This window comes from Sphingobium sp. CR2-8 (assembly GCF_035818615.1).
Classification (GTDB): domain Bacteria; phylum Pseudomonadota; class Alphaproteobacteria; order Sphingomonadales; family Sphingomonadaceae; genus Sphingobium.
In genome coordinates this window covers 69,555-90,115 of sequence record NZ_JAYKZY010000001.1, presented here as the reverse complement: position 1 = coordinate 90,115, position 20,561 = coordinate 69,555, and the positions used below count along the sequence as shown (strand labels likewise).

17 protein-coding genes are annotated in these 20,561 nt (G+C 64.0%); 6 read left to right on the top strand and 11 right to left on the bottom strand.

What is annotated here, in order from left to right; translation table 11 throughout:
- Positions 1-24: 24 nt before the first annotated feature.
- The 3 genes from U5A82_RS00415 to U5A82_RS00405 form a co-directional block, all read right to left on the bottom strand.
- Entirely contained in the window at positions 25-1,296 is a 1,272-nt protein-coding gene (locus tag U5A82_RS00415) for an efflux RND transporter periplasmic adaptor subunit (RefSeq protein WP_326287808.1), read from the bottom strand.
- Positions 1,293-1,694, bottom strand: a complete 402-nt coding sequence (locus U5A82_RS00410; RefSeq protein ID WP_326287807.1) for a hypothetical protein — start codon at positions 1,692-1,694, stop codon at positions 1,293-1,295. The genes U5A82_RS00415 and U5A82_RS00410 overlap by 4 nt, the downstream gene beginning before the upstream one ends.
- 360 nt (positions 1,695-2,054) lie before the next feature.
- Complete coding sequence (locus U5A82_RS00405) at positions 2,055-2,666, bottom strand: TetR/AcrR family transcriptional regulator (RefSeq protein ID WP_326287805.1); 612 nt, start codon at positions 2,664-2,666, stop codon at positions 2,055-2,057.
- 134 nt (positions 2,667-2,800) lie between these two features.
- Between U5A82_RS00405 and U5A82_RS00400 the strand changes: the two genes are divergently transcribed.
- The 3 genes from U5A82_RS00400 (at position 2,801) to U5A82_RS00390 (ending at position 5,160) form a co-directional block, all read left to right on the top strand.
- Entirely contained in the window at positions 2,801-3,937 is a 1,137-nt protein-coding gene (locus tag U5A82_RS00400; protein WP_326287804.1) for a cobalamin-independent methionine synthase II family protein, read from the top strand.
- The gene (locus U5A82_RS00395; protein WP_326287803.1) at positions 3,934-4,323 is read left to right on the top strand and encodes a nuclear transport factor 2 family protein; all 390 of its coding nucleotides are present in this window, start codon (positions 3,934-3,936) and stop codon (positions 4,321-4,323) included. The genes U5A82_RS00400 and U5A82_RS00395 overlap by 4 nt, the downstream gene beginning before the upstream one ends.
- A 75-nt stretch (positions 4,324-4,398) precedes the next feature.
- Positions 4,399-5,160, top strand: coding sequence for an IclR family transcriptional regulator (locus U5A82_RS00390; protein ID WP_326287801.1), 762 nt, complete (start codon positions 4,399-4,401; stop codon positions 5,158-5,160).
- Between the two features lie 593 nt (positions 5,161-5,753).
- Here the strand turns inward: U5A82_RS00390 and desA are convergent.
- The 8 genes from desA to U5A82_RS00350 all read right to left on the bottom strand — a co-directional run bounded on the left by desA (position 5,754) and on the right by U5A82_RS00350 (position 14,936).
- On the bottom strand, positions 5,754-7,154 hold the full coding sequence (gene desA / locus U5A82_RS00385; protein ID WP_326287799.1) for a syringate O-demethylase: 1,401 nt from the start codon (positions 7,152-7,154) through the stop codon (positions 5,754-5,756).
- Positions 7,155-7,850 carry an alpha/beta fold hydrolase gene (locus tag U5A82_RS00380; protein WP_326287797.1) on the bottom strand — a complete coding sequence of 232 codons (696 nt, stop codon included), beginning with the start codon at positions 7,848-7,850 and terminating at the stop codon, positions 7,155-7,157.
- 250 nt (positions 7,851-8,100) lie between these two features.
- Entirely contained in the window at positions 8,101-9,435 is a 1,335-nt protein-coding gene (locus U5A82_RS00375) for an MFS transporter (RefSeq protein WP_326287795.1), read from the bottom strand.
- Between the two features lie 271 nt (positions 9,436-9,706).
- A complete protein-coding gene (gene fghA / locus U5A82_RS00370) occupies positions 9,707-10,543 on the bottom strand; it encodes an S-formylglutathione hydrolase (protein ID WP_326287793.1) in 837 nt (278 codons plus the stop codon).
- Positions 10,543-11,652, bottom strand: a complete 1,110-nt coding sequence (locus tag U5A82_RS00365; protein ID WP_326287791.1) for an S-(hydroxymethyl)glutathione dehydrogenase/class III alcohol dehydrogenase — start codon at positions 11,650-11,652, stop codon at positions 10,543-10,545. The genes fghA and U5A82_RS00365 overlap by 1 nt, the downstream gene beginning before the upstream one ends.
- Before the next feature lie 81 nt (positions 11,653-11,733).
- On the bottom strand, positions 11,734-11,865 hold the full coding sequence (locus U5A82_RS00360) for a hypothetical protein (RefSeq protein WP_326287790.1): 132 nt from the start codon (positions 11,863-11,865) through the stop codon (positions 11,734-11,736).
- 375 nt (positions 11,866-12,240) lie between these two features.
- Positions 12,241-14,388 (bottom strand): acetate--CoA ligase family protein, encoded by a 2,148-nt coding sequence (locus U5A82_RS00355; RefSeq protein ID WP_326287788.1) that lies wholly within the window; start codon positions 14,386-14,388, stop codon positions 12,241-12,243.
- Positions 14,389-14,489: 101 nt separating this feature from the next.
- Positions 14,490-14,936, bottom strand: coding sequence for a MarR family winged helix-turn-helix transcriptional regulator (locus U5A82_RS00350; protein ID WP_326287787.1), 447 nt, complete (start codon positions 14,934-14,936; stop codon positions 14,490-14,492).
- Positions 14,937-15,079: 143 nt separating this feature from the next.
- Between U5A82_RS00350 and U5A82_RS00345 the strand changes: the two genes are divergently transcribed.
- The 3 genes from U5A82_RS00345 to U5A82_RS00335 all read left to right on the top strand — a co-directional run bounded on the left by U5A82_RS00345 (position 15,080) and on the right by U5A82_RS00335 (position 20,554).
- Complete coding sequence (locus U5A82_RS00345) at positions 15,080-16,498, top strand: aldehyde dehydrogenase family protein (protein ID WP_326287785.1); 1,419 nt, start codon at positions 15,080-15,082, stop codon at positions 16,496-16,498.
- A gap of 346 nt (positions 16,499-16,844) precedes the next feature.
- The gene (locus tag U5A82_RS00340) at positions 16,845-18,074 is read left to right on the top strand and encodes an acetyltransferase domain-containing protein (RefSeq protein ID WP_326287784.1); all 1,230 of its coding nucleotides are present in this window, start codon (positions 16,845-16,847) and stop codon (positions 18,072-18,074) included.
- Positions 18,075-18,406: 332 nt separating this feature from the next.
- A complete protein-coding gene (locus tag U5A82_RS00335) occupies positions 18,407-20,554 on the top strand; it encodes a TonB-dependent siderophore receptor (protein ID WP_326287783.1) in 2,148 nt (715 codons plus the stop codon).
- The last annotated feature ends 7 nt before the right edge of the window (positions 20,555-20,561 follow it).

The window sequence follows — 20,561 nt, the reverse complement described above, 5'->3', positions numbered from 1 at the left end:
TATGCGGCGAAATGGGTGCGGTCTTTACCGCTCGAAGGTCGCCTGCGATGCTACCGTCGCCGCGCCGTCGGTCGGCGTGATCGGCGCTGGTGTAGCCCTGATCGTGCTGCTGCGGGTCGCGACCTTCACACCGGGCATGGCGGCCTGCGCGTTGGTGACGATCACCCTGTCCTGCGGCGACAATCCCGACCGGATGATCCGCAGGCCATCGACCAACGGGCCCAACTGGACAGGCTTGGCCGCGACGACATCATCGCGGCCCACCACTAGCACCGTCTTGAGCGCCTGATCGGACTGGATCGCGTCGTCCGGGACCAGCAGGGCGTTGAACTTGCCGCCATTGGACAGGCGCATATTGCCGAACAGGCCGGGCGTCAGGAACAGGTCTGGATTGCGCAGGACAGCGCGACCGCGAATGGTGCCCGACCGGGGATCAAGCCCGTTGTCCGTGAAATCGAGCTGCCCCTTCCAGCGATAGCCTGCTTCGTCCTGCAAACGGATTTCGACGTTGCCGTCATGCCCGTCGGCATGATCGCGCTGCGATTTGAGGAACAGCGCTTCCGACGCGTCGAAGCTGAAATAGATGGGGTCGAGCGCATTGATGGTGGTGAGCAGGCTGGCGCCTGCGCCTTCCGCGCCGGATACCAGATTGCCGATATCGACCTTGCGATCGGACACCCGGCCGGAAATGGGGGCGCGGACCTGGGTGAATTCCACGTCCAGCGCGCGCTGCCGTGCACGGGCGTCCGCTGCGGCGAGCGCAGCCTGCCCCGCCTGAAGCCGGGCACGCAGCGTGTCGATCTCGCTTGCCGATACCGCTTCGTCGCCGGTCAGGCGCTGAACGCGAGCATAGTCCGCCTGCGCCAGACTGAGGGCGCTGCGCGCACTGGCGACATTGGCGCGGGCTTCGGCCAGCATCGCAAGAAACGGGCGCTGGTCGAGCGTGAAGAGCAACTGCCCCTTGCGCACGATATCCCCGTCCCGGAAATGGATGGCGGTCACCGGCCCCGACACGCGCGGTCGCACGTCCACCGTCTGGCTGGGCGCGAAGCGGCCGACATAATCGTCCCATTGCACGACCTGCCGCATCAGCGGAGCGGAGATGCCCACGGTGACGACCGGCGCGGCGGATGCCTGGGCCTGCGGCTGCCCGGCATATTTCCAGCCTATGCCACCGACGACCAGCAGCGCGACCGCGCCCCAGGCGAGATGGCGACCACGGCGATTCTTGCGGGGCGTGACAGGCTGGATTTCTGCGGCAAGCGCGTCTGCGTCGATCTTCGCGATCATGTTCATGCGAATTTTCCTTTGATGCGATGGCGCGCGGAGGTGATCGCAGACAGCAGCAATTCGACCTGCCCTTCGCTGAACCCCGCATCGCGGAAGGCGGTGATCGATGACGGGCGCACGGCAAAGCCATGATGCCAGCCTTCCACGGCCAGGCGGCGCAGGGCTTCCAGCCGTGCGTTGGCAAGCTGGAAATGCGGCTGCGGGCCAAAGACCAGGGTTTTGAACCGTGTCCAGGCGCCAGGGCCGCGCAGCGAGGCCAGACCGTCGCGACGGGCAAGCTGGACGATCTGCCATTCCGTCGGCGAAAAGCCGGTGGCGATCGCCTTGATGCGGTCATGGACGACGGACAAGGCGATGCCGTCTCCCGCCGCGGGCAGCGGCTGGGCAAAGTCGATATAAGCCATTATTTCGGTCCCTTTATTGCGCACATTCCCGGCCGCGCCGCCCTTTGCGGGCGTGCGGTTTCTCTCCCCAACCGTGGCGGCCGCGGGATGTGCGAGATCAGGCAGGCCAGAGCGCGAAGCTCTGCCCGGCATGATCAGACTATGGTGGTAGATGAGCCACCCGCCAGGCGACGGGAAGCGAAGTCGATGTCACTCGCTTATGATAGAATGGATACTCAGCATGGCACCTCCTGAGAGGCGAAGCCCCTGCTGGATTTCATACTTACCGGTATATAATCTTGCGCAGGCTTCCGTCAACCGCTTTCTGTACCGCTCGGTAAATTTTTCTGAACCGGAGCTGAAAGGCTGGATTGTCGGGTCCTATGCGCTGGGCCACATCGCCAGCGTCGTGTGCATCAGCTGTTCAAGCTGCGCCGGTGTCGCGCCGCCGCTGGCCTGCACGCCCATGCCCTGGATAACGGCCATGACGTAGATCGCCAGCGCCGCCGGTTCGATCCCGGCAGGCAGATCGCCTTCCGCCTTGGCGCGTTCGAACCGCTCCACCAGTGCGCGGTCGGACGGTGCGCGGCGAGCGATGACGTCCGCCTTGATCGATTCGGCCTGGGTGGTGCAAGCGACCATGCTGATCACGCCCAGACAGGCCCGAGGATCGTTGCCGCCGGTCTGGATATCCAGCGTACCACGCAGCAGTCGTTCAGCGACGCCCCGCGCCGTGGGTTCCTCCAGCGCGGAACGCATGTAGCAGAGCTTGTCCCGCTCATAGAGATCGAGCGCCTTTTGAAACAAGGCTTCCTTGTTCCCGAAACAGGCGTAGAGACTGGGCTTTGTAATGCCCATCGCTTCGGTAAGTTCGGCCAGCGAAGCGCCTTCATAGCCGCGCGTCCAGAAGACCTGGAGGGCCGCCGACAGGGCTTCCTCAGGATCGAATTCCCGAGGGCGTCCCCGGGTCGCGGTTTCGGCTGCGATTTTCATACCGATCGGTATATAGGCATGGTGGCGCGATTGTCCAGATGAGCCCGATCTGCCCGGCCCATAAATTCGCGTTTATGATATACCCATATTCGTGAACTTATGGCACTGGTCTTTCGATCAAGGGAGAGAGACGCATGACCATAGCCACCACCCATGTGGGCAGCCTGCCGCGCGGCGATGCGCTGACCCCATTGCTGCTGGCCCGCGACAAGGGCGAGCGTTATGACGCCGCCTTGTTCGATACGGCGGTCCAGCAGGCCGTGACGCAAGCGGTCGCGGCGCAGATCGACGCAGGCGTGTCCATCGTCAGCGACGGCGAACTGGGGAAGGTCGGCTATTCCACCTATATGATCGAGCGCCTGACAGGCTTTGGCGGGCATATCGACCGCAAGGTGGCAGCCGATCTCGCTCCCCTGCCCGAATTGCGCCAGAAGCTGGCGGCCATCATGGGTTCGCAGGAATTTACCCGCGCCTCCTGCATCGGGCCGGTGCGGCTGGTGACGCTGGAGCCGCTGCATGACGACATTCGCCGGTTCAAGGCGGCGCTGGCGGATCATCCCGGAACGCGCGCCTTCATGAACGCGGCCTCCCCCGGCCTCATCACCGCTTTCCAGGTCAACCGCCACTATCCCAGCCACGAAGCCTATCTGGCCGACCTGGTCGATGCGATGCGGGAGGAATATGAGACGATAGTCGCGGCGGGATTCGACCTGCAGCTCGATTGCCCCGACCTCGCCATGTCGCGCCACACCGGCTATCAGGATGCGAGCGAGGCAGAGTTCGTGAAGATCGCCGCCGCCAATGTCGAGGCGTTGAATGCGGCCACCGCCAACATACCGGCGGACCGGATGCGGATGCATATCTGCTGGGGCAATTATGAAGGGCCGCACGATCATGACATTCCGCTGGAAAAGGTGATCGACATCGTCCTGGCCGCCCGACCCGCGACCGTGCTGTTCGAGGGCGCCAATCCGTGCCACGAACATGAGTGGACGGTCTGGCGCGACGCGTCGCGCCGTGGCGTCCTGCCCGACGACAAGATTCTGGCCCCCGGCCTGATCGACACCTGCTCCAACTATGTCGAGCATCCCGAACTGATCGCGCAGCGGATCGAACGGTTCGCCGGGATCGTCGGCAAGGACCGGGTGATCGCCAGCACCGATTGCGGGTTCGGCACCTTCGCGGGATATGGCAAGATCGATCCGGCCGTGACGTGGAAGAAGCTGCGGTCGCTGCGCGCCGGGGCGGATCTGGCGGACGCAAGATCGTGACCGAGGAGCAGCGTCGCGCCATCGAGCAGGATTGCGCCCGTCTGGTCGCGCTCTACGCCAATCTCAACGATGCAGGGCGATGGGCGGATGTCGCGGCGCTCTACGCGCCCGACGGCCGCATGGCGCGTCCGACCGCGCCCGGCGAATGGACGGAAGGGCGCGATGCGATCCTGGCCGCCTTCCTGGCCCGGCCGGCGCGGACCACGCGCCATGTCTGTTCCAATGTCGTGATCGACGTGCTGAGCGACAGCGAAGCGACGGGGGAAAGCGCGATGCTGTTGTTCACCGGCGAAGGCGGCCCGAAAGTCGGTTCCTTTCATGACCGTTTCGTGCGCATAGAAGCAGGCTGGCGCTTTGCCGAAAGGCGGGGCAGCCTGACGTTTTGATTGCCGCGATTTCCGAGTCGCCGGAGGCTCCGATCCGGCTCGAAATCGCTTTGATAAATGGGGGTTCGCTGAACCATGAATGGCACCACGCCGTCCACCGTCAAATCGGCGATGCGTACCATCGACATCATCGAATATGTCGTCGCGCGCCCCGCCGGTGTCGTCGCGCAGGAAATCGCAGCGGGCCTGGCCATTCCGGTCAGCAGCCTGTCCTATCTGCTCGCGACGCTGGCCGAGCGCCATTATCTGACCCGTGACGGGCGGCGCTACCTCCCCGGCCCGGCGCTCGACCGGCTGGCTGCGCCACGCGTCGCCATGTCGCTGGCCGACAAGGTCCGGCCGCTGGTCAAGTCGCTGCGGTTGCAGATGAACGAGACTGCGTCCTTCTTCATCCGCGACGGCTGGGTGCTGGAGGCGATCGTCACGGAGACGGCGGAACAGTCGCTGCGCTATTCGATCAGCGTGGGCACCCGCAGCCCGCTCCATTGCCTGGCGGCGGGCAAGACATTGCTGGCGACCCTGTCGGGCGAAGAACTGGACGCCTATTTCGCGCAGGCGCGGCTGGAGAGTTTTACGCCGACCAGCATCACCGACGAGGCGCAGTTGCGCGCCGAACTGGCGAATATCCGCGCCACCGGCATCGGCCGGACGCGAGAGGAATATACGCCGGGCATTTGCGGCCTGGGCATGGCCGCGATCATCGATGGCGAAGCGGTCGGCGCGTTCGCGCTCGCCATTCCGGTGCCGCGCTTCACCGCCGAGGTGGAAGGGCGCACCATCGCGAAACTGGAGCAGGCCGTGAGCCTGTTCGCCGCCGCCGAGATGCCCGGCGCGTAGCGCCTGGCGCGCCATCGACGCATCAGTGCGAAGTTCACACCGTTGCAGGGTGGAAAGCGCCGATTGCGCCTGCAAGGCGACTGCGAAGCGCCGCCGATGCGCCTGGGACGCGTCCTGTAGGTCATGGCGACGCGCCACCGACGCGACAGGGGCGCGACAGGGGCGCGACACGCAAGCGACAGGGGCGCGTCGGTCTCCCATCCTGCGCGGTAGCGGGCATGATCGGTGGCGCGGCGCGGGTTCATCTGCCAGGGTAAATCAGAGAAAATCCTACATTGGAAGGGAATTGGACGGTGGCGGCTATGGGTGGGGCATAGGCGTATAGCCCCTCTCTTTTAGGGAGGGGTTGGGGTGGGTAGTGCGCGCAGCGAGCACCAGCCTAGCGAAGGTAGAGCGCCACTTCGTGGCGCACCCACCCCCGCCCCCTCCCTGAAAGGGAGGGGAGTAGAAAGCGTCGTCCGATCGCGACCGACCACTCACAGCCGCCTGCCCTCTCCTTAAGCACAGGAAGATAGCGCCGGAGCTTTCCTCAAACAAAAGCGGGGGACGCCTTTCGGCATCCCCCGCTTCTCCCCGCTTAAGCGTTGCGCCGATCAGGCGGCCTTGGTGCGCCAGCCGTCGGCATAATTGTCGCGCGCGGCTTCCGAATAGGGGACCGAGGAGACGATCGCCTTGATTTCGGTCTGGACGTGCGGTTCGACCGTGGGCTTGGACGTGCCGCCATTGGGTTCGCCCCAGAGCAACGTCACTTCGGTGCCGGGCGCGGCGAATTCCGCGTCGACCATCGCCAGCGCCAGGAAGCGGCCGGCGTTGATGGTGTAGCCGATCCAGGTCGACAGGCCGACGGTCTTCCCGTCCTTCAGCACCGCATCATAGGGGTGCATGCAGTAGACGGCGCTCGGAAATTCGAGGAACTTCGCCTTTTCGCCGGTCTGGAGCATGGAGCTCATGACGCGGACGATATCCTCATTGTCGAGGGCCAGCGTCACCTTCTGACGGTGGGGCTGATCCTTGATCTTTTCCAGCGCTTCGCGGCCGACGAAATCATGGTCGAACTTGACCATGATGCCATAGCCCAACTCCCACGGGTTGAGGTAGTAATCCTCGATATTGTCCGAAACGAAGCTGCCGCCGAGCGAGCATTTGCCTTCATAGCTGTTTTCGCTGGCCCATTCGCGGAAGCCCTTCGAGCCTTCGCCGGTGTAGGTGGCGGGCAGCGGCGAGGGGATCCAGCCGGATTCCAGCGTGTTGGACGAATAGGTACGGCCGCCACACAGGGTGAGGCCATAGTCCTTGCCCGCTTCGATCAGTGCATTGCGAACGGTGTCATAATCTTCCCAAGGGCCAAACAGCTCGTAGCCCGGCTGGCCGGCCATGCCGTGACGCAGCGCGCGCACTTCGACGCCCGCGATCATGATCGGTGCCATGTGGAAGAATTTGAGGTCCGGCGGGGTCTGGACCATCGCCTTTTCCAGCACCGGCATGGCGTTCGGCCCCTGCAACTGGAAGCGATAGTTGCGGCGATAGCCCTGCTGGTCGAGCGGGCGGGCGATGGTGCGCTCGTCGCGTTCCACCTTCACGTCCCACTTGCCGGTCGAGGCCCAATATTCGACCCACTCGATCGAGGGGGCGCGGCCGACCAGCTCGAACTTTTCTTCTTCCAGATAGAAGAGGATGACGTCGCCGATCACATAGCCTTCGGGCGTGACGGGCGCGAACTGCTTGGCGCGGTTCGGCACGAAGCCCTTGAAGCTGTTGGGGGCGAGGTAGGACAGCATGTCGAACGCACCGGGGCCGGTGACGAGCAGATCGACCATGTGGAAGCTCTGGTTGAACAGAACCGAGCTTTCCGCCCAGCTGCGCTGTTCGTCGCGCCAGTTGCTATATTCGCCCGGAACGCCCGGATAGGCATTGGGGCCGACCTGCTGGTTGCGCAGGAATTCGACGATGTCGCCCTTTGCATCGAGCAGCTGTTGCAGGGACTTGTCAGTCATTCAAACCTCTCCTTTGGCATGTTCTGAAAATGTGGAAGCGTCTTGCGCGGGCGGCATGGCAAGCCATTCCCGCACCAGATGGTTGAAGGCCCGTGGCGTTTCGGCAGGCATCATATGGCCTGCGCCATCGACCACGCGCAGGCGCGCGCCGGGAATGGCGGCGGCGATCGCCTGATGCTGGGCGACGGGGGACCATTGATCCTCGCGGCCGACCATGACGATGGTGGGACAGGCGATGGTGGGCAGCAGCGCATCAACCGGGGGGCGGTGGAGCAGCGCCTCGATCTGCGCTTCGAACGTGGCGATGCTGGCGGCGACGGCCATGGCGTGGAGCCGGTCCATCAGCGCTGCGTCGCGCAGCGCGTCTATGCCCATCATCGGCGGCAGCCACTGGGCGACCAGCGCAGCCATGCCCTGAGTCCGGCCCAGGTCGCGTAGATTGTACCGGGCCTCACGCTCGCCCGGCTTGATCGGATGGATGCCGGTGTCGACCAGCGCCAGCCGCTCCACCCGGTCGGGGGCCTTGCGGATCACTTCGAGCGCGACCCGCGCGCCCATCGAATGGCCGAGCAGCGCGCAGCGATCGGGCATGCGGGCGATGGCATAGTCGGCCATCGCCTCTATCCGGTCACAGCCCTTGTAAAAGCCATCCACCACCATGCTGCCGGGCATGGCGGCCAGGGTTTCCCCGAACATGCGCGAATCGCAGAGCAATCCTGGCAGGATCAGGACCGGTGCGCCGTGTGAATCGGGTGAATCGGGTGATGATTTCGCATCCATGAATTATTCATCTACACGAATTTATTTGCCCGTGCCAGAGAGAAAATGCGGGTCGATCCTGCCAAATGACGAGATTTTTGAGCAGGTGGGGAATGGTAATAGGCGTGCGCCTTCGCCGCGCCGGGCCCGGCGCGTGGATGTGGCGGACGGACCGGGCTGGAGCGGCTTAGCCCCTATCCTCGTCGGCGGGGCGGACACGCGCCAGCAGCAGGACCAGCAGGGCGATGCCCGACCCGAGCGCCAACAGCAGCGAGGTGAGGCCGCGCCCTGCGCCCGCCGCCAGCAACTGCCCGGCCAGAAAAGGGCCGAGCGCAGCGCCGAGACGGCCAAAACCGATCACCGCGCCGGTGCCGGTCGCGCGCAGGGTCGTGGGATAGACGCTGGCGATCAGGGCATAGAGGCCGACCACCGCGCCGTTGGAGAGGAAGCCCAGGATGAAGGCCGCGATCTGGAGAATGGCGATGTCGGCCGGCATCGCGCCGAAGGCGGCGACGGAAAGTGCCGCCCCCGCCAGCCCGAAGATGACCAGCGGTCGCAGGCCCAGCCGCGGCGACAGGAAGCCAAGCATCAGGCCGCCGATGGCGCCGCCTATATTCATGAAGACCGACACGATCGAGGCCTGCGACGGATCGAAGCCCAGCGCGACGACGAGCGACGGCGCCCAGCCCAGCGCATAATAGAAGGTCAGCATGTGCAGCCCGTACATGAAGATCAGGGCCAGGGTGGTGGCGCGATAGCGATCGTTGAAGAGGCCCGCCATCGACGCCCTGGGCTCTTCCAGGGCCATGATCTGCGCCGCCTGCGGCTGGCCCAGGCGACGCAAGATGGCGTTGATGCGCGGCAGCGCCGATTGTCCATGGCGGGTGGCGAGCCAACTGATCGATTTAGGCAGGAAGAGGAGGACGAGAGGCACCATGAGGGCCGTCGCGATTGCCCCGGCCAGGAAGATCGATTCCCAACCTTGCGTGCGCAACAACAGGGCCGCGCCCCAGCCGCCCAATATGCCGCCGACGGGATAGCCCGCGGCCATGATGCTGACCGCCAGGTCGCGTCGCCGCCGATTGGCGAACTCGGCGGACATGGCGTTGATCGCCGCCAGGACCGCGCCCAGCCCCAGGCCGGTATAGGCGCGAAGCAGGCAGAGCGACCAGATGTCGGGCGCGAAGGCGCTGGCCAGCATGCCGCTGACCATGATGGCAAGGCACAGGAGGATCTGCGGGCGTCGGCCGATCCGGTCGGCCAGTTGGCCCAGCGTCAACGATCCCACGACCATGCCGGCCAGTCCCATCGACACCAGCAGACCGATCGCACCGGGGCCGAGATCCCAGTCCCGGGCGATGCCCGGCGCGGCGAAGGTGACGGCCAATATGTCGAAGCCGTCCAGCGCGCTGAGGAGGAAGCAGACGGCGATCGCCATGACCTGCGGCAGGCGCATCGGCTGAATCGCCACGATGCTGCGCGGATCATCGGCAGGCAGGGCGATGGTCGACGTCAGGGCCATGGACTGCGTTCCTCTCTTCATTCTTATAGCCGGTCGGTCCAACAGGGCCGTCCGCCATCGATACATTGTATGCTGACGACACGTTATGCAAATCGAAACATCGTGCGCGCCACGACCGTGCAAATGCTTGTCGTCTTTCCCGAATGGCGGACAGCGGCGCGGTGCAGCGCAGGCTGAACGCTTTCTTCCTGGGACTAACGCTAGCGTAGATACGGGGTGATGGCGGCGCTGGGTCGTGCGCAGAGGTGCACGGCGACCTAGCTAGGCTGTTCTAGATCAGGCGCGCGCCGTGCCAGCGCAGATGATCCTCCATGAAGGTCGAGATGAAATAATAGCTGTGGTCGTAGCCTTCGCGCAGATGGAGGGTGAGGGGGATGCCGGCCGCGTCGCAGGCGGCGCGCAGCAGGTCGGGCTTGAGCTGCGGCTCCAGGAAATTGTCCGCCGTGCCCTGATCCACCAGCAGGTCAGCGATGCGCGCGCCATCCTCTATCAGCGCGACCGCGTCATGCTGGCGCCATGCCGCCCGGTCGTCGCCCAGATAGCCGCCGAGCGCCTTTTGCCCCCAAGGCACCTGCGAGGGCGCGACGATCGGCGCAAAGGCCGAGACGGCCTTGAACCGATCCGGGAAGGTCAGGCCGATAGTCAGCGCGCCATGGCCGCCCATCGAGTGACCCATGATCGACTGGCGATCCATGTCGGCGGGGAAATGCGACGCCACCAGTGCGGGCAGATCCTGCGTTATATAGGACCACATACGATAATGTTGCGCGAAGGGCGGCTGGGTCGCATCGACATAGAAGCCTGCGCCCAGGCCGAAATCATACGCGCCATCGGGATCGTCCGCGACGCCTTCGCCGCGCGGGGATGTGTCGGGCGCGACGAAGATCAGGCCCAGTTCCGCGCAGAGGCGGCGATAGTCGCCCTTTTCGGTGACATTGGCGTGGGTGCAGGTGAGGCCCGACAGATACCAGACGACCGGCAGCTTCGCACCCGCATCATGTTCGGGCACATAGACCGAGAAGGTCATGTCTGTGCCTGTCACGGCGGAAGTATGTTTGTAGACGCCCTGCACGCCGCCGAATGCGCGATTTTCCGAGACGGTTTCCATCAGAAGACGACGACGCTGCGGATGGATTCGCCTGCATGCATGAGGTCGAAGCCCTTGTTGATCTCCTCCAGGGTCAGGACATGGGTGATCATGGGGTCGATCTGGATCTTGCCGTTCATATACCAGTCGACGATCTTGGGCACGTCGGTGCGGCCCTTCGCGCCGCCGAACGCCGTGCCGCGCCAGTTGCGGCCGGTGACGAGCTGGAACGGGCGGGTGCTGATTTCCTTGCCCGCTTCGGCGACACCGATGATGATGCTGGTGCCCCAGCCGCGATGACAGGCTTCCAATGCCTGGCGCATGACTGTGGTGTTGCCGGTGCAGTCGAACGTATAGTCCGCGCCGCCATCGGTCAGCGCGACAAGATGCGCGACGATGTCGCCGTCGATGTCCTTCGGGTTGACGAAATGGGTCATGCCGAACTGGCGGCCCCATGCCTCCCGATCGGGGTTGATGTCGACGCCCACGATCATGTTCGCGCCCGCCATCTTCGCGCCCTGCAACACGTTGAGGCCGATGCCGCCCAGGCCGAAGATGATGACATTGTCGCCCGGCGCGACCTTGGCGGTATTGACCACCGCGCCCACGCCCGTCGTCACGCCGCAGCCGATATAGCAGCTAGTCTTGAACGGCGCGTCCTCCCGTATCTTCGCCACCGCGATTTCGGGCAGGACGGTGAAGTTGGAGAAGGTCGAGCAGCCCATATAATGGAAGATCGGCTGGCCCTTATAGCTGAAACGGGTCGTGCCGTCGGGCATCAGCCCCTTACCCTGGGTCGCGCGGATCGCGGTGCACAGGTTCGTCTTGCCCGACAGGCAGCTTTTGCACTGGCGGCATTCGGGAGTGTAGAGCGGGATGACATGGTCGCCGGGCTTCACCGATGTGACGCCCGGGCCGACTTCGCGCACTATGCCTGCACCCTCATGGCCCAGGATCGAGGGGAAGATGCCTTCGCTGTCGAGGCCGTCGAGCGTATAGGCGTCGGTATGGCAGATGCCCGTCGCCATGATCTCCACCAGCACTTCACCGGCCTTTGGGCCTTCCAGGTCCAGTTCGACGATCTCCAGCGGCTTCTTGGCTTCGAATGCGACGGCGGCGCGGGTCTTCATAATCTACTCCCAGGAACGATAGATGTCCGGATGGTGCCGGAAAATGGTGGGACGGCGCAAGCCATAGGGCATGGCGAAGGATCAGGCGGGTGCGTCCCCGCCGTCCTCGGGCCGGGTGAACTCCAGGAAACAGCTGTTGCCTGCGTCTTCGGTCGCTTCGAGCACAGATTTCTTGGACGGGCTGCCGATCGACATGGTGTTGCGATAGGCCATCTGGCAGCGGCGAAGTCAAGCCGGGCGTGATGGAGCGGTTTACCCGACGATCGCGCAGCCGACGCCGGTGAATTCACCGTTCGATCCCATGCGCGTGAAGGAAGCTGCAATACTATAATGCGATGATGCTGACCTATGAGGCAGTTCCCCGGCGTGGGCCGGGGTCCAGGTCTGAGCGCGGGACTGGACCCCGGCCTTCGCCGGGGAACGACTGGCTATAGGTTCCTATCAATGCAACTTGGTATAATGCGTCGATGGGCAGCAAGCGCAGAGCCGTCTATGTCGAATGGCGGAACGTCCCAGCGCGCATCGAGGGCTGCGCTATTAGGCGCTGACGTGAAGGACGGGGCGGTCGTGGGACCGCCCCTCCCCTTTTCAAAGCGAGATCAGCGCGTCCAGCGCGATGGCGCCCTGCCCCTGCGGATAGACGATCACGGGGTTGAGATCGACTTCGCTGATCGCGGGTGTGGCGGCGACCATCTGTCCCAGGCGCTGGACGATGTCGGCGACCGCGCCGATATCCATAGCGGGGGCGCCACGGAAGCCGTCGAGCAAGGGCGCCATGCGCAGCGTACGGATTTGCGCGATGATCGCGTCGCGGGTGAGGTCGGGCGGCAGCAGGCAGACGTCGTGGAGCAATTCGGCCGCGACGCCGCCAAAGCCCACCAGGATGGTCGGTCCCCAGTGCGGATCGTTGCGCGCGCCCACGATGAGTTCGACGCCCTTGGCCGCCATCCCCTCCACCAGCACGCCGTCCAGCACGAGATCGGGACGCGAGTTGGCAAGATTGGCCATCAGCCGGTCCCAGCCGTCGGTGACGGCATCGGCATCGGCCAGATTGACGATGACGCCGCCGGCGTCGCTCTTGTGCGGCAGTTCGGGGGACTGGGCCTTGAGGACCACCGGATAGCCCAGGCGATCGGCGGCGGCGACGGCTTGCGCCGCGTTCTGCGCCAATGCGAAGGCCGGAAAGGCGATGCCCTGCGCGCCCATGATCGCCTTGGACCGATGTTCGGGGATGGTGCTGCCGACCTGCGCCAGGTCGGGCACCGGCCGGGCGTCGAGCGGAGCCGATGCATCATCCCGCTTGCGATAGGCGGCAATGCGGGCCAGCGCGCGCAGCACGCGCTCCGCAGTGGGCAGATAGGTGACGCCTGCGGCCCGCAGGGCGGCAAGATCCTCTGCGAAGACGCCGCCGCCTTCATCCACGCCGCCGACGATGACGGGCTTGGTCGCGCCGATCGCCTGGAGCGCGTCGAGAACCGCCTTGAACTTGATATGAGAGGTGCCGGTGTCGGTCTGGATCAGCGTGAGCAGGATCGTGCCGATGCGGTCGTCCTGCGCCAAGGCGGCGAGGGTACGGCCATAGAGGCCCGGGTCGACCAGCCCCTGCGCGGTGATGTCCATCGGGTTGGTGACGGGCACGAAATCGGGGAGCGCCGCGCGCAGCGCCGGGCTGTCCGCGTCGGTCAGCGTCGGCAGGTGGAGATCGACCGATTCGGAGAGATCGAGCATCATCGCCTTGAACGCGCCGGATTCGGCGATCACGCCTGCGCCGCCGATACCGGCATCGGGCGAGCGGGCCAGGATTTCGACGACATCGCCCAGTTCCTCCAGCGAGTCCGCCAGGATGACGCCCGCGCGCTGGACATGGACGGCCATGACCGCATGATCGCCCGCCATCGCGCCGGTGTGGGTGGCGGCGCTGGCAGCGCCCGCCGCGCTGCGGCCGGGATGGAGCAACACCACGGACTTGCCCGCATCGCGCGCCGCGCGGGCGGCGGCAAGGAAGCGGGCGGGGTCGCGTATATGTTCGGCGATCAGGCCGATCACGGCGGTATCGGGTTGATCGACCAGATAGGCCAGATAATCCTCGATCCCGCTCGCCGCTTCATTGCCGGTCGAGATGTAGCAACTCAACGGCACGTCGCGATGGATCATCGTCGTCGCCAGCACGGCGGCCATCGCCCCCGATTGCGAGACGATTCCGACGCGGCGGTCGCCCTGCGCCGTGGCTTCCGGCATTTCGATGAAGGTCAGCGAGACATTGTCGCGGAAATTGACGAGGCCGAGGCAGTTCGGCCCTTCGACCACCATCCCGCTTTCGCGGGCGATGCAGGCGATTTCCTGCTGGTCGGCCAGGCCCTGCGGACCATCCTCCGCAAAACCGGCGGAAAAGATGACGGCAGCGCCGACCCCCTTGCGCGCCAGGCCACGAATGGTGTCCAGCACGCCAGCTCGCGGGATCGCAAGAACAGCGACATGGACACCTGTCGGCAGGTCATCGACCGACGCGATACAGGGCCGCCCGCCAATGTCGGTACGCTTGGGATTGACCAGATGGATGTCGCCGTCGAAGCCCTGACGAACCAGGTTGGCCAGCACCGAAGCGCCCAGTGCGCCGGGCTTGTCGGATGCGCCGATGATGGCGACCGATCGCGGGCGCAAAAGGCAGTCCAGCGACGCGGACGGCAAAGTCCGGTCCAGAACATCAGGTTCATCCGTGTAACGGGCTTCCGTCATGCGCATCCATCTCCTTCGTCCGGCAAATACCACTGTCGATTCGGACGCCTGCTATAGATGGATTGTGCGCCAAGGATACATTTAACGCAACCCCGTCCGTGTCAGTCGTCTTCGTCCGCCGACGGGGTGGCCGGACCCAGGCGCGTGAGGAGGGCCAGCAAAGTCGTGCGTTCTTCGGCGCTGAGCCTTTGCGTCATGCGCGCGTCGGACTGATGCACGATGGCCAGCATCGCGTGCAGTTGCCGCGCGCCTTCGGGCAACAGGGCAAGCGCATTGGTGCGCAGGTCGCGACCCGGCCGCCGTTCGACATAACCCTTGTCCGCCAATATGTTGACCAGCTTCATGACGCTGGATCGGTTGATGCTGAGCGCGCGGCCGAGCGTCGTCTGGTCGCAACCGGGATTGTCGCGGATAAGGATGAGCGCGGTCATTTTCGCCGGCGAAAGATCGTGATCCGCAAGCGCCGTGCGTGCGTCATTGTCCATCAGCAGGTTGGCGCGCTTTATATGATAACCGACGAGCGACTGAAGATCGGCCCCCTGTTTCATCCTCTACGATATCCTCTTGTCAAAATTGTATCCTAGGCGCACATATAGAAGATACAGCCAGCCGTCGCGGAAAGCGATAGGGAATGGCCCGGCCGGACTAGTCTGCGACAACGGGTGGATGCCCGAACGAAGGAGAGCGAATCATGGATCAAGAATATCGGATGCTGATCGACGGCGAACTGGTGGCGGGCGCCAGCGCGTTCGACGTGGTGAACCCGGCCACGGCGGAGGCGTTCGCGTCCTGCCCGAAGGCGGACGAAGCGCTGGCCGAACGCGCCATCGCCTCGGCCAAGAAGGCGCAACCGGGCTGGGCAGCGATGCCGGTCGATGAACGCGCCGCGCTGACCAACAAACTGGCCGACGCGCTGGAGGCACGGATCGGCGAGTTCGCCAGCCTGCTGACCGCCGAACAGGGCAAGCCGCTGGATCAGGCCAGTTACGAGATCATGGGCAGCGTGTTCACCCTGCGCGCGTTCGCCGCGATGCGCACCGAGCCGAAGGTTTTGAAGGAAGAGGGCGGCAACAAGGTGATCGAGCATCGCACGCCGCTGGGCGTCGTCGCGGCGATCACGCCGTGGAATTTCCCGGTGATCCTGTTGATGAACAAGCTTGGGCCAGCATTGGTGACGGGCAATACGATGGTGGCGAAACCCGCGCCGACGACTCCGTTGACCACCCTGTTGTTCGGTGAACTGGCACAGTCGATATTGCCCGCAGGCGTGCTCAACATCATCTGCGACCAGAATGAGCTTGGCCCGCTGCTGACCGGCCACCCGGACATCGCCAAGGTGGCCTTTACTGGATCGACCGCGACCGGGAAAAAGGTGATGGCGTCGTCCGCGAGTACGGTGAAGCGCGTGACGCTGGAACTGGGCGGCAATGACGCGGCCATCGTGCTGGACGATGTCGATCCCCGGCAGGTCGCGCAGAAAGTCTATCAGGGCGCAATGACCAATGCCGGGCAGATCTGCGTTGCGGTGAAGCGCGCCTATGTGCCGAGCGCCATGTATGACGAGTTCTGCGACGAGTTGGCGAACCTGGCCAACGAGGCGATCGTGGACGATGGCGCCAAGCAGGGCACGACCATCGGCCCGGTGCAGAACAAGATGCAGTTCGACAAGGTCAGCGCCCTGATCGCCGATGCGAAGACGCGCGGCACGGTGCTGGCGGGTGGCGAGCCGATGGACCGACCGGGCTTTTTCATCGCGCCGACCATCGTGCGCGACCTGGACGACGATGCGCCGCTGGTGCGTGAGGAACAGTTCGGCCCGGTGCTGCCGGTGCTGAAATATGACGATATCGACGATGTCATCGCCCGCGCCAACGACAGCGAATATGGCCTGGCCGGTACGGTATGGGGCAAGGACGTCGCGCGCGCGACGGCGATCGCGATGCAGATCGACACCGGTACGGTGTGGGTGAACCAGCATCTGGCGATCGATCCCACCATCCCGTTCCGCGGCGTGAAGCAATCGGGCCTGGGGTCGGAACTGGGCGAAGCCGGGATGCTGGAATATACCCAGGCGCATATCGTCAATGTGGTGGCGCTGGAAGACGCCTGAACGCCTTAAGAATTGGGATGCCGGGGGCCGTCGACGCATAATGCGTCTTCGGCCCTCTTTTTTGACATTTTCCACTTGGTCGTCCGCCATATTCGGAACATTCCGTCGTGTAGCCATCATAGCCTCAACCCCCATGAGACAAGCCATTGGGATCGAGGATTTGGCCATGGTCCTGCCCTCCCCTGTCGCGGTCGATCCGGTCGCAAAGGATCGTGACGGGATGCAGCAATTGACCGCGACGAAATGGCAATGATATAGGATATCATAACGGGACTGGTCGCATGGCCGATCCGACTAGGATGTCTTCCTGCGCCAATCGTGGGGAGACCAGGGGAAGAGACAGAGAATGAACGATATTGCGGGCCAAGCGCCCCTGGCCGGGTTCAATCCCGGCGCGGCATCGCCAGTCCCGGCCACGGCTATGGCCGGGGCGAAGGCGCGCGCCCGCCTGATCGCGATCGATGCGCTGCGCGGGCTGGTGATGCTGTTCATGCTGGTCGATCATGTGCGCGAGACATGGTTCCTGCACTTGCAGGTGACCGATCCTGTGGACGCCAACACGACCGATCCGGGACTGTTCTTCACCCGGTTGCTGTCAACCTTCTGCGCGCCGACCTTCGTGGCGCTGACCGGTCTGTCGGCCTGGCTCTACGGCCAGTCGCACAGCAAGGGCGAGGTGTCGGAATTTCTGCTGAAACGCGGCCTGTTCCTGATTTTTCTGGAATTTACCGTGGTCGGCTATGCCTGGCCGACGCAGGCGCCCGCCTTCCCTCCCACGGCGATCTGGTTGCAGGTGATCTGGGCCATCGGCATTGCCATGATCGCGCTGGCCGCGTTGCTGCACCTGCCGCGCACGGCCCAGTTCGCCGTCGGGCTGGCGATCGTCTGCCTGCATAATCTGCTCGACCCGATCCGGCTGACCGCCGATCAGCCCGGCTATGCGATCTGGGCGGTCCTGCATCAGCGGTCGCTGATCGACGTCGGTGGCATCGCGGTCAAGACAACCTATCCGATATTGCCGTGGATCGGCGTGATCCTGCTGGGCTATGCCTGCGGGCCGTGGTTCGCGCGGGGAAGCGACCCTGCCCCGCGTATCCGCCGCCTGGCGAGGCTGGGGCTTGGCCTAATCGTCGGGTTCGTCGTCATCCGCTATCTCAACATCTATGGCGACAAGCCATGGTTCGTCGGGGAAACGCCGCTCCGTACCGTGATGAGCTTTCTGGCGCTGACCAAATATCCGCCCTCGCTGCTGTTCCTGATGCCGACCATCGGCACGGGCTGCCTGCTGCTCGCCCTGTTCGAACGGTTCGAGGGCAGCCCATGGATGCCGCGCCTTGCCCTGCTGGGCGGCGCGCCGATGTTCTATTATGTGCTGCATCTCTATGTGCTCAAGCTGATCTACAACGTCGCGCTGGTCCTGTACGGTCCTACGAAGGGCACAGTGTTCGGCGTCGATCATCTGCGCTGGGTATGGATATGGGTCTTCATCCTCATCCCGGTTCTCTATGTCCCCACCCGATGGTTCGCGCAGTTGAAGCAGCGCCGGAAAGACATCTGGTGGCTCAAATATCTCTGAAGGCGGGCAACGCCTTTGGGTCGCATGGCCGCCTCCTTTAAGAGGCGGCCATTTTTCAGGTTTTTCGGGACAATCGATGCGTCATCAGGGCGCAGCATTTTCATGCCGTAGCACCGCATGATTCACAATTTTGCGCCGTCCCATGCGCCAAGTTTGACGTAATATATCCGTAACTCGACCTAGCCTCGATCCTCAAGAAGAGGTGATCGAGAACACCCCGTGGCCCGGCCCGACGACAGGACGCAAAGTCCGCGCGGAAGATAAAAACAAAGCAGCCGGTCCCCGTTTCGCAGGACATTTCCGGAACAGCGACTTCATAAGGGGATAGTATAATGCGCACATTTTCGGCCCTCCGCCTGGCCTTCGTCGCCAGCACCGCCGCAATCGCCCTGTCATCTGCCGCGCAGGCCCAGGCGCCTGCCGCTGCCAGCGCGGACGGCGAGATCGTCGTCACTGGCCTGAAACGCCAATATTTCGGCGACACGCCGGTGAAGGAAATCCCGCAGGCGGTCCAGTTTCTGGAAGGCAAGCTGCTGAACGACCTCAACATCACCCGCCTGGACACCGCGCTGGAACTGGCGAGCGGCGTGTCGAAGCAGAATAATTTCGGCGGCCTGTGGGACAGTTTCGCCATTCGCGGATTTGCCGGGGACGAGAATTTCCCGAGCGGCTTCCTGGTCAACGGCTTCAACGGAGGCCGTGGCTATGGTGGCCCGCGCGACGCATCCAATGTCGAGCGGATCGAGGTGCTCAAGGGGCCCAATGGCGCGCTCTTCGGCCGCGGCGAACCGGGCGGCACAGTCAACATCGTGACCAAGAAGCCGACCTTCAAGGAAGGCGGAAGCTTCGCGGCATCGGCCGGCAGCTTTGAAACCTATCGGGTCGAAGGCGACTATAACCTGCCGCTGAGCGACAGCGTCGCCGTGCGCATCAACGGATCGTCGGAACAGGCCGAAAGCTTCCGCGACACGGTGGAAACACAGAAATATACGCTGACCCCGTCCTTCCTGGCGAAGCTGTCGGACAAGGACATCTTCACCTACGAACTGGAATATGTGAACCAGGAAGTCCCGTTCGAGCGCGGCGTGGTCGCCATCCCGACCGTGGCCAATGGCACGATCCGCTATAATCTGGGCACGATCCCCAATTCGCGCTTCCTGGGCAATCCCAATGACGGCCCGACCAAGGTGGAGGTGCTGGGCCATCAGGCGCAATATCAGCATGATTTCAGCCAGGATTGGACGCTGATGCTGGGCGCGGGATATAAGGACACGACGTTCGAGGGCTTTTCGAGTGACCCGGAGCTGGTGCTGAGCCGCCAGCGCCTGGACAATGACGGCCGGACCCTGAGCCGCCAGCGGCGCTACCGCGACTATAGCACCACCCATATGGTGTTCCGTGGCGAGATCAGCGGTAAGCTGGAGACCGGGTCGATCGTCCACAATATCCGCATCGGCGGCGATTGGGACAAGTTCAAGATCAAGACGTTCCAGACCCGCTATCGCCCGACCGCGACGGACCTGTCCTACGCGATCGACATCTTCAACCCCAACTACACCATCCCGGCGCCCACGCCGACCGTCGTCATCCAGAATGCGACCGAAATTCAAAAGGCCTGGGGCATATATGCGCAGGACCAGATCGAGATTACCGAGCAGTTCAAGGTGCGGATCGGCGGGCGCTATGATGATTTCAGCCAGGATATCGACCTGCGCCTGAACAACACCAACCCGCGCAAAAGCTATACCAAGTTCAGCCCGATGGCGGGCCTGGTGTTCGAGCCGACCAGCAGCCTGTCCTTCTATGGCAGCTATGGCAAAGGGTTTCGCCCCAACAGCGGCGTGGGTTTCGACGGGCAGCCGTTCGAACCGGAAGTCAGCACATCCTATGAAGTCGGCGCGAAGTTCGTCACGCCCGACGGGCGCGTGACCAGCACGCTGTCGCTCTACAAGATGAAGAAGAGCAATGTGCTGACCACCGATCCGGTCAACGCAGGCTTTTCCCGGCCGGTCGGTTCGGCCGACAGCAAGGGCGTCGAGTTCGACCTGAACGCCAAGCTGCCCGCCGGGTTCGAGCTGTTCCTGACCTATGCCTATACCGACGCCGGATGGGCCACCAATGCGCTGGACCCCAATTTCGCCGCTCCGATCCGCAAGGGTGATCCGCTGATCAACATTCCCAAGCATCAGGGCAACGCCCTGCTGTTCAAGACCTTCTCCATCGGCGAACATGATGCGATGCTGGGCGCGGGCGTCACCCATGTCGGTCGCCGCCTGGGCGAGACGGCGACGAGCTTCTTCCTGCCGAGCTACACCATCGCCAAGGTTCTGGGGTCGTTCAACATCACCGAGCAGATCAAACTGTCGGCGGATGTGAACAACCTGTTCAACAAGAAATATTATGCCAGTTCCTATTCGGCGCTGTGGATTCAGCCGGGTACGCCACGGCAATATACGGTCCGGGCCAGCTTCAACTTCTGATATCCTC

Bases quoted from the DNA above. Each gene is read 5' to 3' on its own strand.
- U5A82_RS00365 (WP_326287791.1), bottom strand. From the start codon at position 11,652: ATGAAGACCCGCGCCGCCGTCGCATTCGAAGCCAAGAAGCCGCTGGAG.
- U5A82_RS00345 (WP_326287785.1), top strand. From the start codon at position 15,080: ATGGATCAAGAATATCGGATGCTGATCGACGGCGAACTGGTGGCGGGC.
- U5A82_RS00390 (WP_326287801.1), top strand. From the start codon at position 4,399: ATGAATGGCACCACGCCGTCCACCGTCAAATCGGCGATGCGTACCATC.
- U5A82_RS00380 (WP_326287797.1), bottom strand. From the start codon at position 7,850: ATGTTCGGGGAAACCCTGGCCGCCATGCCCGGCAGCATGGTGGTGGAT.
- U5A82_RS00405 (WP_326287805.1), bottom strand. From the start codon at position 2,666: ATGAAAATCGCAGCCGAAACCGCGACCCGGGGACGCCCTCGGGAATTC.
- desA (WP_326287799.1), bottom strand. From the start codon at position 7,154: ATGACTGACAAGTCCCTGCAACAGCTGCTCGATGCAAAGGGCGACATC.
- U5A82_RS00360 (WP_326287790.1), bottom strand. From the start codon at position 11,865: ATGGCCTATCGCAACACCATGTCGATCGGCAGCCCGTCCAAGAAATCT.
- U5A82_RS00415 (WP_326287808.1), bottom strand. From the start codon at position 1,296: ATGAACATGATCGCGAAGATCGACGCAGACGCGCTTGCCGCAGAAATC.
- U5A82_RS00350 (WP_326287787.1), bottom strand. From the start codon at position 14,936: ATGAAACAGGGGGCCGATCTTCAGTCGCTCGTCGGTTATCATATAAAG.
- U5A82_RS00410 (WP_326287807.1), bottom strand. From the start codon at position 1,694: ATGGCTTATATCGACTTTGCCCAGCCGCTGCCCGCGGCGGGAGACGGC.
- U5A82_RS00335 (WP_326287783.1), top strand. From the start codon at position 18,407: ATGCGCACATTTTCGGCCCTCCGCCTGGCCTTCGTCGCCAGCACCGCC.
- U5A82_RS00355 (WP_326287788.1), bottom strand. From the start codon at position 14,388: ATGACGGAAGCCCGTTACACGGATGAACCTGATGTTCTGGACCGGACT.
- U5A82_RS00340 (WP_326287784.1), top strand. From the start codon at position 16,845: ATGAACGATATTGCGGGCCAAGCGCCCCTGGCCGGGTTCAATCCCGGC.
- U5A82_RS00400 (WP_326287804.1), top strand. From the start codon at position 2,801: ATGACCATAGCCACCACCCATGTGGGCAGCCTGCCGCGCGGCGATGCG.
- U5A82_RS00375 (WP_326287795.1), bottom strand. From the start codon at position 9,435: ATGGCCCTGACGTCGACCATCGCCCTGCCTGCCGATGATCCGCGCAGC.
- fghA (WP_326287793.1), bottom strand. From the start codon at position 10,543: ATGGAAACCGTCTCGGAAAATCGCGCATTCGGCGGCGTGCAGGGCGTC.